Below are 14,650 nucleotides of genomic sequence, written 5' to 3'. Positions count from 1 at the left end.
TCAATACTTTTTAGTTGAATGATTCTTAATATTCCAACCATTTTGACCTTATTCCGTATTGCCTCTATACCGGTAATAATGGTGATTTTTTACTTGCCAATTGAAGAGCCTAGATTGTGGTGTGCGCTAATATTTATAGTGGCATCCATCACAGATTGGTTTGATGGGTTTTTAGCCAGAAAGTTGAATTTGCAGACCGCGTTTGGTGAGTTTCTCGACCCTGTGGCTGATAAGTTAATGGTGGTGGTTGTATTGGTGCTTATTGTGCAAGCCGATCCAGCTATTTATATCGCAATACCAGTCGCCATCATTATAGGCCGTGAAATTTCAGTGGCATCATTACGTGAGTGGATGGCAGAGGTTGGGCAACGCTCTGTTGTAAAGGTTTCATGGATTGGAAAGTATAAAACAGGGTTCCAAATGGTTTCGATTGTGTGTTTGTTATTTAACGCAGACCTTTATGGGATTCCGGTTCGGATGTTAGGAGTGGTGTTGATTTATATCTCTGTAGTGCTGACGCTTTGGTCAATGTGGCAATATATTCAGCTTGCTTTACCCCAATTTAGAAAATAGTAGGGATTCTGACTTGACAGAGTTGCTACGAAAGATAGAATACACGGCCTCAAAGCGGGAATAGCTCAGTGGTAGAGCACAACCTTGCCAAGGTTGGGGTCGCGAGTTCGAATCTCGTTTCCCGCTCCAAATTTTAAGCCGTGATACCACCACGGTTTTATCAATAAAGTCCTCTCTGGCTGAGTGGCAGAGTGGTTATGCAGCGGCCTGCAAAGCCGTGTACAGCGGTTCGATTCCGCTCTCAGCCTCCATGTCGGAATTAAAACACAACGGTGTCTCTAAAAGGTTACTCGTATTTCAATTACAATACGAAAGCTAAGCGGTTTTTGATGATGATGTTTTGCATTAAGTTCAAACTAGCTGGAATACACTCAGCTAGTCATTGCTGAATTTTCGTGCTCTAAACAGTTAGAAGGGCTTTAAAATGTCGTATAATCAGGCATCTTTAAATTACCCTATCAATGCACGGAGAGAGAATGACTGTCAAAAAGTCCAAAATTATTTATACGTTAACGGATGAAGCGCCTTTATTAGCGACTGCTTCATTTCTTCCTATTGTTGAAGCGTTCGCAGGAGCAGCTGGCATTGACGTTGAGGTGAGTGATATCTCGTTAGCGTCTAGAGTGCTTGCTACGTTTGCTGATCAGCTACCTGATGATCAAAAGGTCCCCGATGCATTGTCTGAATTAGGACGTTTAACGCAAAATCCCGAGACGAACATTATCAAATTACCGAATATCAGTGCATCGGTTCCTCAGTTAAAAGCAATTATTAATGAGTTGCAGGGAAAGGGTTTTGATATTCCAAATTATCCAGAAGATCCTCAAACTGATGAGGAAAAAGCTCTTCAACAAAAGTACGGTAAAGTGTTAGGAAGTGCGGTTAACCCGGTACTACGCGAGGGTAACTCTGATCGTCGCGCACCTAAGGCAGTTAAAGAATATGCCAAGAAAAACCCACACTCTATGGGTAAGTGGAGTCAGGCGTCTAGAACACACGTTTCTCATATGCGCTCAGGTGACTTTTATTCTAGTGAGAAAAGCTTAACGCTGGACAAAGCATGCAAGGTGAACATTGAATTTGTTGCTAAGAATGGTGAGGTCACCGTATTAAAGAAGGGTTTAGCGCTACAAGAAGGTGAAATCATAGACAGTATGTTTATGAGCAAGAAGCAATTGTGTGCGTATCTAGAAGATGAAATGAACGACGCGAAAGAAACCGGTGTGATGTTTTCATTTCATGTAAAAGCGACCATGATGAAAGTGTCTCATCCTATTGTTTTTGGACACGCGGTAAAAGTGTATTACAAAGACTTGTTTGAAAAACATGGCAAGCTGTTTGATGAATTAGGTGTTAACCCTAATGATGGTTTGAGCAGTGTTTATGAACATATTGAGAAGCTACCTGCATCGATTAAAGAAGAAATTCTTAGTGATATGCATGCCTGTTACGAAAAGCGCCCAGAGCTTGCTATGGTGGATTCCGCTAAAGGGATTTCTAACCTACATACGCCTAATGAGGTGATTGTTGATGCATCAATGCCTGCAATGATTCGCGCAGGCGGCAAAATGTGGGGCCCTGACGGTAAAATGAAAGACACGAAAGCAGTGATGCCGGAGAGTACTTTCGCTCGAATTTATCAAGAAATAATCAACTTTTGTAAAACACATGGAGAGTTTGACCCAACCACAATGGGAACAGTCCCCAATGTTGGCCTAATGGCTCAAAAAGCTGAAGAATATGGTTCCCATGATAAAACCTTTGAGATGAAGGCGGATGGCAGCACCCGTATTGTTGATGAAGAAGGTAATGTCTTACTTGAAATGGATGTTGAAGAAGGTGATATATGGAGAATGTGCCAAGTTAAAGATGCACCTATTCAAGACTGGGTGAAATTGGCTGTGAAGCGCGCACGTTTATCAAATACGCCGGCTGTTTTTTGGTTAGATAAGTACCGTCCGCACGAAAATGAATTGATTAAAAAAGTTGAAAAATACCTTAAAGATCATGATCTAACCGGCGTAGATATTAAAATTAAGTCGCAAACAAGAGCGATGCGTTACACACTTGAGCGTATTTTACGTGGTAAAGATACAATTTCTGTGACGGGTAATATTTTGCGTGATTACTTAACCGATCTATTTCCGATTCTTGAGTTAGGGACCAGTGCAAAGATGTTGTCTATCGTGCCGCTTATGGCAGGCGGTGGTTTATTTGAAACGGGTGCAGGTGGTTCAGCGCCTAAGCATGTTAAACAATTGATAGAAGAAAATCATTTACGTTGGGATTCGCTAGGTGAGTTTTTAGCTCTGTGCGCTTCACTTGAGCATACAGCGATATCAGATGGCAATGCGAAGGCAGCTGTGTTGGCAAAAACATTAGATGAAGCAACGGCTAAATTACTCGATACTGGCAAATCGCCGTCACGTAAAACAGGGGAGCTTGATAACCGTGGTAGTCACTTTTACCTTGCGTTGTATTGGGCGCAGGCACTTGCTGAACAGACAGAAGATGAAGCCTTACAAGCTCATTTTCAGCCATTAGCAGCATCACTAACTGAGAATGAAGAGAAAATTGTTGGTACATTAACTACAGAGCAGTGGCATGCAGTAGACATTGGTGGTTATTACAAGCCAGATGTTGATAAAGTGCGTGAGGTTATGAGACCTTCAAAGATATTTAATGAGGCGCTTGCTTCATTGAAATAACAACTTAAGTAGTTAATATTGAGTTGAACCTGGCGCCTAATTCAATAGGTGCCAGGTTTTTTTGTATCTGGGGTATGTTGCTTTCTAAGCTATAACGTTTGAGTGTTTTTTCTAGCAACCTCAATCAGCTCTGCATAAGATTTTCCTTGCTTAGGATACTCGGCAAGGCCCACTTTAGTGTTTAGTTTGATAGAAGAGCCGTCCATTAACGTGATCGGTTGTGCGAGTTCTATTTTGAGCTTTTCAATTAAGATCGGCGTATGTTTTTCACTGGTTTCAATAGTTAGGTTAGCGAAGTTCATTTCACCTAAATGGGCGTAAATATCTGAATCACGGGCTTTAGAGAGTAATCGCTTTGCAATGGCTTTAAGGGCGAGGTCATTTTGTTGGCCATTGATCTCGCTAACACTCGTATCAAAAGTAATAAAAAGCATAAGGGCGTTAGCATGAGTACGGGTACAAAATTCTAGTAGTTGTTCTGTTTGCTCTGAAAAAGTCGCAGCATCGGGCAAGCCAGTAATAGAGCAACGACTTTCTGGTTGATCAAGGGTCATAAGTTAAGTTCCAAATATAAATACATTAATGATGGCAGGATATTGAGAATTTACTAGATGGGAAAGAAAAAATAATGAGTGATTAACTGAGTCAAATTGACGCAAGGACTCTTCGTTAATAGATTTAGCTGTTAAAGTAAGAAGCGCTTATTTTTTTAAATATTTTAATGATTACTTTGTCGGCCAATACAGCAACCTCAGCACCTGGTGAGAACCTAAAGCGTTTATTATCGTTACGAGCACTGAATATAAGCGGGCAATTGATTGCTATTTTAACAACGATTTACTATTTAGAAATGGCATTGCCTGTTAAACCGTTAGCGGCGATATTAGTAGGTCAAGTTATTTGGAGTGTATCGACTCTTTTTTTATTAAAGGATTCATCAAGAATTACAGATGAGGCATTTTTCTACCAATTGATTAGTGATGTGGTTGCGCTAACCGGTATTTTGTATTTCACAGGCGGTGCGACAAACCCCTTTGCTTGGTTTTTATTAGTCCCCCACAGTATTGCGGCAACATTGTTATCACAACGTTATGTTTGGCTAATGGCATTATTGACATCACTATCGTATAGCTTAATTGTGTTTTATTATCAGCCACTTGTTCACATTAATAACCCCGTGGAAGTGGAAGCAGGTGGGCATTTTAAAGACCATGTGATCGGTATGTGGATAGGGTTTTTATTGTCTATATTCTTACTGGCTTATTTTGTAGCAGGGATGGCACAATCATTACGTAAGAGAAACGAGCTGTTATCGACTATGAAGGAACGCATGTTTCGAGATGAGCGTTTAATTGCGCTGGGGACTTTGGCGACAGGCGCTGCTCATGAGCTTGGAACGCCATTAGGGACAATGGACGTGTTGGCACATGAGCTTGAGCTTGATTTTCAGGCAGCGGGAGATAAGGCTGCGAGCTCTAAGTTATCGATTCTTCAAGGACAAATCAAACGTTGTAAAAAGGTTCTGTCGACGATTACTGAAAGAGCAACGTCTGAAAAATATGACTCAGGGCAATTATTAGCGATTGATGAATACTTGGCTAATGTTGTTGTCCAATGGCGAATATCTAATTTAAATGTGCCTTTAATTGAAAAGGTTAAAGGAGTTGGGCGCGCCCCAAAGTTGATAACCGATCTTGCATTAACGCGTGCATTAATCAATGTGTTAGACAATGCAGCAAGAGTCTCCCCAGAGTATGTGAAACTTGTATTGAGCTGGACTGATAGCAATATACATATTCGTATTGAAGATAGAGGCTGCGGAATAGATGAAGCGCAATTACTTAAATTAGGCAAACATATGATGAGTTCTAAAGACAAAGGGTTAGGTCTTGGTGTTTATATTACGCAGGCAACTCTAGAACGATTAGGAGGGAGTATTAAATGGGAAAATCACCAGCCAAAGGGTGTTTGTGTGAGTATTTGTATTCCGGTAATAGCATAGGCAAAGAGCATGGAAGACACTCATAAACGAATGCTGATTATTGATGATGACGAAGTTTACTGTTCAGTATTATGTGATGCCTTTACGCGTCGTGGTTTTGAGGTGGCATCGGCACAGACAAAAGAGCAAGCTATTCATAAGGCAGAGGTGTTTAAACCACATATGGCAGTAGTGGATTTGCGGTTAGAGCACGGTTCTGGTTTGCAGCTGATTCGGCGCTTGAAAGAAAAAGACACGGCCATAAGCATAGTGATGTTAACGGGCTATGCAAGTATTGCGACAGCAGTAGAAGCGGTTAAATTGGGTGCTATTCAGTATATTACTAAACCGGCAAATGCGGATGAGATTCTAGCGGCCTTTGCGCAAGAAAAGGCAGACTCTGATGTCACACCATCTGATAAACCGCTTTCTGTTAAACGCGTTGAGTGGGAGCATATGCAGAAAATTTTATTGGACTGTGATGGGAATATTTCGGAAGCAGCAAGGCGACTTAATATGCATCGGCGAACCTTGCAGCGTAAATTGGCAAAGCGGCCAGTTAGGCATTAGCGTGCTGTAGCTTAAATTTTGTAATAAGAGGGAGTTTGGCGAGTTCTTCATGCGCAATAATGCAGAATTGGGCCAAGGCATACTTCTACTCTACGGTAAATTAGCATTTAAGGGAAGTTCTTACTAAGCATATTTAGCATAAAGGGCTTCCTGGTTTAAAAATAATGAATAAACTTTATTCTCCCTTCTTGATTGATCGCACACAATGATGGACAATCCCCACCCTGATTGAAAGCAACGAACAATGGTGACTCATGTTGGTCCCCTCGCAATGTGAAGTCGTGAACTCCGCCAGGCCCGGAAGGGAGCAACGGTAGCGATGGAGTCATGTGCCGGGGTGCGGCTGGCATGGGTTACCGCCCATTTTTTAGAGGCTTCTTTAGTTTTAGCTTAAAGGGCTAAAAATTCGCACAATCCCATTGCCTTTGTTACCCTATAAAAACTTATGAGTTATAAAGTCTTTGCAAGAAAATGGCGCCCGTTAAATTTTGCTCAAGTGGTTGGGCAAGAGCATATCGTGCGTGCCTTGGTCAATGGCTTAGAAAATGACCGCTTGCATCATGCCTATCTCTTCACAGGGACACGCGGAGTAGGGAAAACAACAATTGCCCGCGTATTAGCTAAAGCATTAAATTGCCCTAATCTTACTAATGCAGAGCCTTGTGGTGAGTGTGAAACTTGCCTAGAAGTCGATCAAGGTTGTTACCCCGATTTAATTGAAGTTGATGCGGCGTCTAGAACAGGTGTCGATGACACGCGAGACCTGTTAGAAAACGTTCAATATATGCCGAGTCGCGGTAAATATAAAGTTTACCTGATCGATGAAGTGCACATGTTTTCCAAAAGTAGTTTTAACGCGCTGCTTAAAACATTAGAAGAGCCGCCCGCTCATGTTAAGTTTCTTTTAGCAACGACAGATCCACAAAAAATGCCAGTGACCGTTTTATCTCGTTGCTTGCAGTTTAACCTGAAGCGCTTATCGCCAGATCAAATTGAAGGTCAATTTAAGCTAATTCTTGAAAGCGAAGGCATTGCATATCAACAACAAGCAACTGAATTATTGGCACGTGCAGCTGATGGCAGTATGCGTGATGGTCTTAGTTTATTAGATCAGGCGATTGTTCACGGCAACGGTGAGCTGAATGAAGCTGATGTAATTGATATGCTGGGTAGCGTTGCACGCGAACCGGTACTAGATTTACTAAAGGCATTATTAACTCAGCAAGGATCAGAAGTGCTAGCTAGCATTCAAACACTGGATGAATTTGCCCCAGACTATGCAGAAGTGTTGCAGTCGTTATTGATTCACCTGCATCAAATAGCAGTCTGTCAAATAGTTGGAACTGACGCAGAAGATAAAGCGTTGGCCATGTTGGCCCAGCAGTTAAGCAAAGAAGATGTGCAGCTGTATTATCAAATAGCACTGATGGGCCAAAAAGACTTGCCGTTGGCACCTACACCAAAAGTTGGGTTTGAAATGGTGTTATTGAGGATGCTAGCCTTTGCACCGGTTGATGTTGCTAATAGGAGTGATAAACCCATCGCACAAGCTAGCCTTAAGCCAAAGCCACCAGTGGCGGCTCAAAAATTAACTGAAGTAGCAGCGGTGCCAAAAAAGGTCACAGTAGAGGACAGCAAAGAGACGGGCAAAGCTAAAAAAGCTCCTAAACTGATTATTCCTGAAAAAAAAACACCTGAAAATATAGCGCCAGTAACAAAGCGTCCGGTAGAACCGGTTCCTGTCGCTAAAAAAGCAGCCCCCACGGCTCTTATACAACCTGTTGAAACAGTAAAACCAGCTGCCAATGTAGATCTGCCTTGGCATGAGTTGGTGCCAACATTAGGCTTGGATCCCATGACACTTCAGTTAGCGAATAATGCAACATTGGTGAAACTGGACGAGCACGTCTGTGAGTTGATGTTAATGGGCGGGCATGTTTCTCTAAATAAAAAATCAGAGCTAAACTTAGAACAGGCATTGTCTGATTATTATGGGCGCAAGTTACAGCTTCAGCTCATCGAAGGGGCTAAAGACATTGTTACACCGAATAGTATTGCTAATGATAAAGTGGCTGAAAGGCAACGTCAGGCAGAGCAAGAAGTAAGAAACAACCCCGCAGTAAAGAAAATAATGGAGTTGTTTGACGCTACTATTATAGAGGGCTCAATTAAGCCAATAGATTAACCACGGTATAGTACGGAGAAAGAAATGAAGAACCAATTAGGCGACTTAATGCAACAAGCGCAAAAAATGCAAGAAAAGATGCAAGAGGCGCAACAAAAGCTGGCAGAACTTGAAGTGACGGGCGAGTCCGGAGCAGGTCTTGTTAAGGTCGTACTGACAGGAAAACACGAAGCCAAAAGGTTATCGATAGACCCAAGTTTGATTGCAGATAATGACCAGGAAATGCTCGAAGATCTAATTGTCTCAGCGATTAATGATGCGGTGCGTAAAGTTGAAAGTGAAAATAAAGAGAGTATGGCGGGGATGACCGCAGGCATTCCACTACCTCCTGGCTTCAAATTACCTTTTTAAATGCAATCTGAGCCCATTCTTCAAGACCTTATTCAGGCCTTGCGCTGTTTACCGGGTGTCGGTCAAAAGTCGGCCCAACGAATGGCGTTTCATCTACTAGAACGTGACCGTCAGGGCGCCTTTAAATTGGCGCAAAGCCTTGCAGAAGCGGTGGATAAAATTGGACACTGTTCGGTTTGTCAAACGTTGTCGTCTGCTGATATTTGCGGATTATGTTCAGATGATCGCCGTGATCAACAGTTATTATGTATTGTGGAAACACCTGCTGATGTGATGGCGATAGACGGTGCAACCTCTTTTAAAGGGGTGTATTTTGTGTTGAACGGCCGCTTGTCTCCGCTCGATGGCTTGGGGCCAGCGGACATCGGTTTGGATAAATTGGTTGATAGACTGAAAATGGGCGTCATTAAAGAAATTATTTTGGCGACTAATCCAACGGTTGAAGGTGAAGCAACAGCGCATTATATTAGTGAGATGGCAAAAAAATACTCCGTTAGGGCTACGCGTATAGCGCACGGTGTGCCTTTTGGCGGCGAGTTAGAATATATTGATAGTGGTACGTTGTCTCACGCGTTTAGTGGGCGTAGTGAAGTTTAAAGGAGCAATAAATGACGGATTGTTTATTCTGTAAGATGGTGAATGGTGAAATAACACCGGATGTTGTGTATGAAACCGAGTCTGTTTTAGCGTTTAGAGATATTAATCCGCGAGCACCAACGCATATATTGGTTATTCCTAAAAAGCATATCCCGACATTGGCAGATATGGGCGAGGAAGACACCTTGTTAATGGGTGAAATTATGCAGGCGGCTAAAAAAGTGGCTGAGATGGAGGGGTTGTCGGAGTCAGGTTATCGAACCGTGTTTAACTGTAAACAAGATGCTGGCCAAGAGGTCTACCATATTCACCTGCATGTGCTAGGTGGAAGAGCAATGCAGTGGCCTCCAGGCTAGTAAGCAAGTTTATCGCGTAATTTCAAATATCGTAAGTAGCGTTTTTTTGAAACATCACCTGTTTCAACGGCATCTTTAACGGCACATTTGGGCTCTTTTAGGTGCAGACAGTTTGAGTACTTACAATGCTCTGCTAAGTGCTTGATTTCTCGATAGCCATAAGCCAAATTTTGTTCGGTAATGTGCGCTAAACCAAAAATATTAACACCCGGGCTATCAATAATGTCACCACCCTCAGGTAGTTTGTACAAAGTGGATGAGGTGGTTGTGTGTTTGCCCAAGCCTGATGCCGTGGAAAGAGCTTTTGTTTGAAGGTCTAGGTCAGGTAGTAATGAATTAGTGATGGTTGATTTGCCCACGCCAGACTGTCCAACTAAGATACTGGTTTCATTTTTCAGCCGTTTTCTTAGTTTGTCTAGCCCGCTTTTTTCTACAGCGCTAACCTCGATAACTTCATAGCTAAGGTTTCGATAAAGTAGGATCAGCTCATCAGTGCTTTTCCTTGAGCTCTCATCAAGCAGGTCAACTTTATTCAATACAATAAGTGGTTTTATTTCTTGGAACTCACAAACAATCAAGTATTGATCGAGTAGCAGCGGATCTATTGTAGGTTTAACGGCAATAATAATAACAATTTGGTCAAGATTAGCAGCGACAGGCCGTGTTTGGCCATTTTTTGCAGGTCTAGACAGTAGTGAACGACGTTCTAATACATTTTCAACGCGCCCCGCATCATCCTCAGTTTTTATCCATTCTACATAGTCGCCAACAGCAGGCTGTTGTAGCTGTGTGCGTTTTTTACAGCGAGCCGTTCGACCTTGCTCGTCCTCTATAATTAACGCCTTTCCTAAGTGAGCAATAATGCGACCTTTAAGAAGCTTTTGTTGCTCCTTTTTAGTGTGTTGCGCGCGTTTGTTAGTCTTCACAGAATACGGGTTTTAGGTGAATGATAAGCTGTTTGCGAAACAATTCGTTGAATGCTTGTTAGCATTTTTACAAAGTAAGGCTTAACAGGCAAAAACAGCGTGCAGCGGGCGTTTACGTTCATAGGCAGCGTTAATAAGCTTTATGGGCTAGCTCTTTTAAGTGATTAATTCTCACGCCAGCAGGCGGGTGGCTATGGTGGAAGCTTGAATAAAGTGGATCTGGCGTTAGTGTGCTGGCATTTTCTCGATAGAGCTTCACAAGGGCCTGAATTAGGTGCTCTGGGTTAGCCATTGTGCTTGCAAAGGCATCTGCTTCAAACTCAAACTTACGCTGAAGATGACTGCTAAGTGGTTGTAAAAAAGTAGTGAAAACCGGCATCACTAAGATGAAAAGTAGTAGCGCGACAGCGTTGTTATTTTGCAAGACACCCAAACCTTCAAAGAACCAATTTTGTTGTTTTAACACGCCCAAGATAGCAAACCCTATCAGGGTAATGAGCGTTGATGTGAGCATCTGCTTGAGAATATGTTTGCATTTAAAATGACCGAGCTCATGAGCAAGTACGGCCTCTATTTCATCGGGGCTTAGGGCGTCAATTAAGGTATCAAAAAAAACGATACGCTTGTTGTTTCCAATGCCTGTAAAGTAAGCGTTACCGTGCCCTGAACGTTTTGACCCGTCCATGATGTAAATGCCTTTGCTATTAAAACCGCACCGTTCAAAAAGTTGTGTGATTTTTGATTTTAATTCGCCTTCTTCAAGCGGGGTGAACTTATTAAACAAGGGGGCGATAACTGTAGGAACTAACCAAGTCATAAAAAATGTAAAACTGATGGTTAGTATCCAAGCATACAGCCACCAATATGTACCCATTTTATCCATAACCCATAACAGCGCGTACAGCAGCGGAATGCCGATCACAAACATTAAGCTCAGTTGTAAAAACTGATCTTTGATAAACTGCGTTACCGTTGTACGATTGAAACCAAAGTACTGTTCGACCTTGAAGGTTTGATAGACGCTCAAAGGTAAACCAAGAAGATGGGAGAGAACAAAAACAAAAAGAACTAAGCTCACCCCAGCCCAAATATCGCTATAGAGGTAAGTCTGGCTTGTTTCAAGAATGACATTAATCAAGCCGCCTAAGGTTAGAATGATTAAAATGCCAGCACTTAGCAGGGTTTGTAAGTTGTCTATTTTTGTTTTAGCAATGGTGTAATCAGCCGCTTTTTGGTGGGCGGTTAAATCAATTTTGTCACTGAAATCACTGGGTACGCTATTCCGGTGGTGCATGATGTGCATTATTTGGCGTTTATTCAACCACAGTGTTAGTAGTGTTGAGGCGACTAAGAAAAATAAAAAAATATAGCTAAACTCATTCATAATTTTACTAGCATGCTGGGTGTTATTAATATTTGTAATTTATATAAGGTAATAAAATGTCTCAAGATAAACAGAATTTAATATGGATAGACCTTGAAATGACGGGTTTAGAACCTGCCAGCGATTCTATCATTGAAATCGCAACGATTGTCACCGATAAGGAACTGAATGTGCTTGCACAAGGGCCGGTGTTAGCAGTACGTCAAACAAAACAAACGATGGATGCAATGGATGATTGGAATCAGCAGCACCATGGCCAGTCTGGCTTGATTGAGCGCGTTTTAAAAAGTTCATTATCAGAACGCGATGCTGAACAGCAAACCATTGATTTTTTGGAGAAATGGGTCCCACAAGGTGCTTCACCTATGTGTGGAAACAGTATTTGCCAAGACCGGCGTTTTATGGCGAACTATATGCCAACGCTAGAGGCATTTTTTCATTACAGAAATTTGGACGTGAGCACGTTAAAAGAATTGGCAGGCCGTTGGGCACCAGAAATAATGAAGGGCTTTAAGAAAAAAGCGACGCACCAGGCTTTAGACGATGTTATCGAGTCAATAGAAGAATTAAAGTACTACAGAGAGCATTTTATAAAAATTGGCTAAGTGACTTTGCTTAGCAATTACTTAAAGGCTTTTTCTGTTTTTGTTGTGTGATGGCCCACTGCACATGTTCTTGAATAATTGGGTTGTCGTCATGTTGTTTTTCGCTCAAGGTTTTAATGATTTCCTTATCGTGGGGCGCGTTACCTAGGGCAACGGCAATATTCCTAATCCAGCTGACATAACCAATTCTACGAATAGCAGAGCCCTCGGTGTTTTTTAAAAAAGTGTGTTCATCCCAGCGAAAGATGTCAATGAGAGACGTGGTATCTAAATGTTGGCGCGCTAGGAAGTCTTCTTCGTTCGTCAAACTGGCGAATCGATTCCATGGGCAAACTTGTTGGCAGTCATCACAACCATATATTCGATTACCCATTGGAGCGCGAAATTCTTCTGGGATCGAGCCTTTCAGTTCGATAGTCAGGTATGATATGCAGCGCCTAGCGTCAACGGTGTAAGGGGCGACGATAGCCTGTGTTGGGCAAATATCAATGCAGTCGATACAACGGCCACAATGTTTTTCGGCGGCTGTATCAATGGGCAGTGGCAGGTCGATGTAGAGTTCGCCTAAAAAAAACCAAGAGCCGGCCTCTTTATTTAATACATTGCTGTGTTTTCCAATCCAACCTAAGCCGGCTTTTTCAGCAATTGCTTTTTCCATAACTGGTGCACTATCAACAAACACACGGTAGCCAAAAGGGCCTATTTTTTGTTCAATGAGGGTTGCCAGTTTTTGAAGCCTTTTTCTGATGAGTTTGTGATAGTCTCGTCCTAACGAATAACGTGAAATATAGGCGCGAACGGGGTCTTTCATTAAGTCTTTAGTGCGCTCCATGTGCTCTGGTAAATAATCCATGCGGCATGAAATAACACGTATCGTGCCTTCATGTAACTCACTGGGACGTGTACGTTTTGTACCGTGTTTGTGCATATAATCCATGTCGCCATGGAAGCCCGCCTCAAGCCAATGATTTAGCTGTTTTTCAGCGTTAGATAATTCGGTGTCAGTAATGCCGACCTGTTGAAAGCCAAGGGACTGGCCAAGTGATTTTATTTCCTTGGCTAATTGTTGTAAGTCGATGTTGTTTTCGTTCATCTGCGGTAGGATACCTTAAAATGATCAGTGAATTTATATCTCAATTTCGAATGTCCTCATATGCCCGAAAAAATACAAAATAAAATATCGGTATTGGCACATGCTGAGCTGATGACCTTATTGCCGCCTCGTGAACAGGAATCACATAAAGGTGATTTTGGCCATGTTTTGCTAGTGGGTGGTCATCGTGGGTTTTGTGGTGCGATACGGTTGGCTGGAGAAGCAGCGCTAAGAGTTGGCAGTGGTTTAGTTAGTATTGCGACAAAAAAAGAACATGCGGCAAGCCTTACTTTGTCACGACCTGAATTAATGTGCCATGGGGTCGCTGATCAAAGAGAATTAAGGCGAATAGCGACGGCCTGTGATGTTATTGGTATCGGTCCAGGGCTTGGTCAAACACGGTGGTCAAGCAGTCTCTATGAAGCGGCCTTAGAAACGGGGCTAGCAGCAGTGGTTGATGCGGATGGGCTGAATTTATTGTCTAGGTCACCTCGGAAAAATAAAAATTGGGTATTAACGCCTCATGTCGGTGAGGCTGCGCGCCTACTGCGCTGTTCAGCTGCGGATATTCAACTAGATCGGCAAGCAGCTGTTAAAGAGCTCCAGAATGAATATGGAGGGGTGGTTGTTTTAAAAGGTTCTGGTAGTTTAGTTTATGGCGGCGGTGATGATATTTACATGTGTAAAGCCGGTAACCCAGGCATGGCGTCAGGCGGTATGGGTGATGTCTTAACAGGGGTTATTTCAGGTTTAATGGCTCAAGGCTTAACGATTTTAGACGCCGCAAAAATGGCTGTAATGGTTCATGCGATGGCAGCCGATTGTGCGGCTCAGAAGGGTCAAAGAGGCCTGTTGGCAAGTGATTTGATGCAACCAATTCGTGAGTTAGTGAATGATTATTAAAGATGAGCAGGGCATGTTAGCAGCGGGAAAGCAGCTGGCATTGAAGTTGAAAGCGGGAATGATTGTTTTTTTAGAGGGTGATTTAGGTGCAGGAAAAACAACCTTAGTTCGAGGTGTTTTACAAGGCCTGGGGCACCAAGGAGCCGTTAAAAGCCCGACGTATAATTTAGTTGAACCCTACATCATCAACGATCAACCAGTCTTTCATTTTGATTTGTATCGAGTAAAGGATGCTGAAGAGCTCGAGTACATGGGGATACGTGATTATTTTAATAACGAATCAATTTGTTTTGTTGAATGGCCAGTTAATGGCGGAGACTTATTAACAGAACCAGATTTACTGATTAAAATAAATATTTACGGAACGGAGAGAGAACTGTTAATATCTAACTATAAAGACTCATAAAAACAGTTGGTT

At 42.4% G+C, this 14,650-nt stretch carries 15 protein-coding genes, 2 tRNA genes and 1 other RNA gene; 14 read left to right on the top strand and 4 right to left on the bottom strand.

All coding sequences use genetic code 11. The features are described from left to right. Positions 1–18 precede the first annotated feature (18 nt). From pgsA to CYCPU_RS0108155, 4 genes are all read left to right on the top strand, one after another. Positions 19–573, top strand: coding sequence for a CDP-diacylglycerol--glycerol-3-phosphate 3-phosphatidyltransferase (gene pgsA, locus CYCPU_RS0108170; protein ID WP_015006376.1), 555 nt, complete (start codon positions 19–21; stop codon positions 571–573). Between the two features lie 54 nt (positions 574–627). Continuing rightward, positions 628–702: transfer RNA gene (locus CYCPU_RS0108165), tRNA-Gly, on the top strand. A 48-nt stretch (positions 703–750) separates the two neighbouring features. Continuing rightward, positions 751–824, top strand: a tRNA-Cys gene (locus CYCPU_RS0108160). A gap of 225 nt (positions 825–1,049) precedes the next feature. Beyond that, positions 1,050–3,281: an NADP-dependent isocitrate dehydrogenase gene (locus CYCPU_RS0108155; protein WP_020162468.1), complete on the top strand. Its 2,232-nt coding sequence runs from the start codon at positions 1,050–1,052 to the stop codon at positions 3,279–3,281. A gap of 89 nt (positions 3,282–3,370) precedes the next feature. On the opposite strand, the gene CYCPU_RS0108150 is transcribed toward CYCPU_RS0108155, so the two are convergent. Next, the gene (locus CYCPU_RS0108150) at positions 3,371–3,835 is read right to left on the bottom strand and encodes a GGDEF domain-containing protein (protein ID WP_015006374.1); all 465 of its coding nucleotides are present in this window, start codon (positions 3,833–3,835) and stop codon (positions 3,371–3,373) included. 167 nt (positions 3,836–4,002) lie between these two features. Here CYCPU_RS0108150 and CYCPU_RS0108145 point away from each other — a divergent pair, with 167 nt between their 5' ends. The 7 genes from CYCPU_RS0108145 to CYCPU_RS0108120 all read left to right on the top strand — a co-directional run bounded on the left by CYCPU_RS0108145 (position 4,003) and on the right by CYCPU_RS0108120 (position 9,321). Beyond that, on the top strand, positions 4,003–5,283 hold the full coding sequence (locus tag CYCPU_RS0108145; protein ID WP_020162467.1) for a GerAB/ArcD/ProY family transporter: 1,281 nt from the start codon (positions 4,003–4,005) through the stop codon (positions 5,281–5,283). Positions 5,284–5,292: 9 nt separating this feature from the next. Further along, on the top strand, positions 5,293–5,832 hold the full coding sequence (locus CYCPU_RS0108140; RefSeq protein ID WP_016390000.1) for a response regulator transcription factor: 540 nt from the start codon (positions 5,293–5,295) through the stop codon (positions 5,830–5,832). Between the two features lie 255 nt (positions 5,833–6,087). Then, positions 6,088–6,184: signal recognition particle sRNA small type (gene ffs, locus CYCPU_RS11935), an RNA gene on the top strand. Between the two features lie 93 nt (positions 6,185–6,277). Continuing rightward, a complete protein-coding gene (gene dnaX, locus CYCPU_RS0108135; RefSeq protein WP_020162466.1) occupies positions 6,278–8,017 on the top strand; it encodes a DNA polymerase III subunit gamma/tau in 1,740 nt (579 codons plus the stop codon). A 24-nt stretch (positions 8,018–8,041) separates the two neighbouring features. Continuing rightward, positions 8,042–8,368: a YbaB/EbfC family nucleoid-associated protein gene (locus tag CYCPU_RS0108130; protein WP_015006370.1), complete on the top strand. Its 327-nt coding sequence runs from the start codon at positions 8,042–8,044 to the stop codon at positions 8,366–8,368. Next, positions 8,369–8,965 (top strand): recombination mediator RecR, encoded by a 597-nt coding sequence (gene recR / locus CYCPU_RS0108125; RefSeq protein WP_015006369.1) that lies wholly within the window; start codon positions 8,369–8,371, stop codon positions 8,963–8,965. 11 nt (positions 8,966–8,976) lie between these two features. Beyond that, complete coding sequence (locus CYCPU_RS0108120) at positions 8,977–9,321, top strand: histidine triad nucleotide-binding protein (RefSeq protein ID WP_015006368.1); 345 nt, start codon at positions 8,977–8,979, stop codon at positions 9,319–9,321. On the opposite strand, the gene rsgA is transcribed toward CYCPU_RS0108120, so the two are convergent. Continuing rightward, positions 9,318–10,247 (bottom strand): ribosome small subunit-dependent GTPase A, encoded by a 930-nt coding sequence (rsgA, locus tag CYCPU_RS0108115; protein WP_020162464.1) that lies wholly within the window; start codon positions 10,245–10,247, stop codon positions 9,318–9,320. The two genes, CYCPU_RS0108120 and rsgA, sit on opposite strands and share 4 nt — an antisense overlap. Positions 10,248–10,377: 130 nt before the next feature. Next, entirely contained in the window at positions 10,378–11,631 is a 1,254-nt protein-coding gene (locus CYCPU_RS0108110) for a M48 family metallopeptidase (RefSeq protein WP_020162463.1), read from the bottom strand. Between the two features lie 56 nt (positions 11,632–11,687). On the opposite strand from CYCPU_RS0108110, the gene orn reads away from it, so the two are divergent. Then, positions 11,688–12,236, top strand: coding sequence for an oligoribonuclease (orn, locus tag CYCPU_RS0108105; RefSeq protein WP_016390003.1), 549 nt, complete (start codon positions 11,688–11,690; stop codon positions 12,234–12,236). A gap of 10 nt (positions 12,237–12,246) precedes the next feature. Here the strand turns inward: orn and queG are convergent, their stop codons facing one another. Next, entirely contained in the window at positions 12,247–13,329 is a 1,083-nt protein-coding gene (gene queG, locus CYCPU_RS0108100; RefSeq protein WP_020162462.1) for a tRNA epoxyqueuosine(34) reductase QueG, read from the bottom strand. A gap of 60 nt (positions 13,330–13,389) precedes the next feature. Here queG and CYCPU_RS11760 point away from each other — a divergent pair, with 60 nt between their 5' ends. Then, the gene (locus tag CYCPU_RS11760; protein ID WP_020162461.1) at positions 13,390–14,232 is read left to right on the top strand and encodes an NAD(P)H-hydrate dehydratase; all 843 of its coding nucleotides are present in this window, start codon (positions 13,390–13,392) and stop codon (positions 14,230–14,232) included. After that, complete coding sequence (tsaE, locus tag CYCPU_RS0108090; RefSeq protein WP_015006362.1) at positions 14,222–14,638, top strand: tRNA (adenosine(37)-N6)-threonylcarbamoyltransferase complex ATPase subunit type 1 TsaE; 417 nt, start codon at positions 14,222–14,224, stop codon at positions 14,636–14,638. Before CYCPU_RS11760 ends, tsaE begins: the two co-directional genes overlap by 11 nt. The last annotated feature ends 12 nt before the right edge of the window (positions 14,639–14,650 follow it).

This window comes from Cycloclasticus pugetii PS-1 (assembly GCF_000384415.1).
Classification (GTDB): domain Bacteria; phylum Pseudomonadota; class Gammaproteobacteria; order Methylococcales; family Cycloclasticaceae; genus Cycloclasticus; species Cycloclasticus pugetii.
Note: the sequence above shows the minus strand (reverse complement) of the source record. Positions and strands in the feature narration are given on the sequence as shown.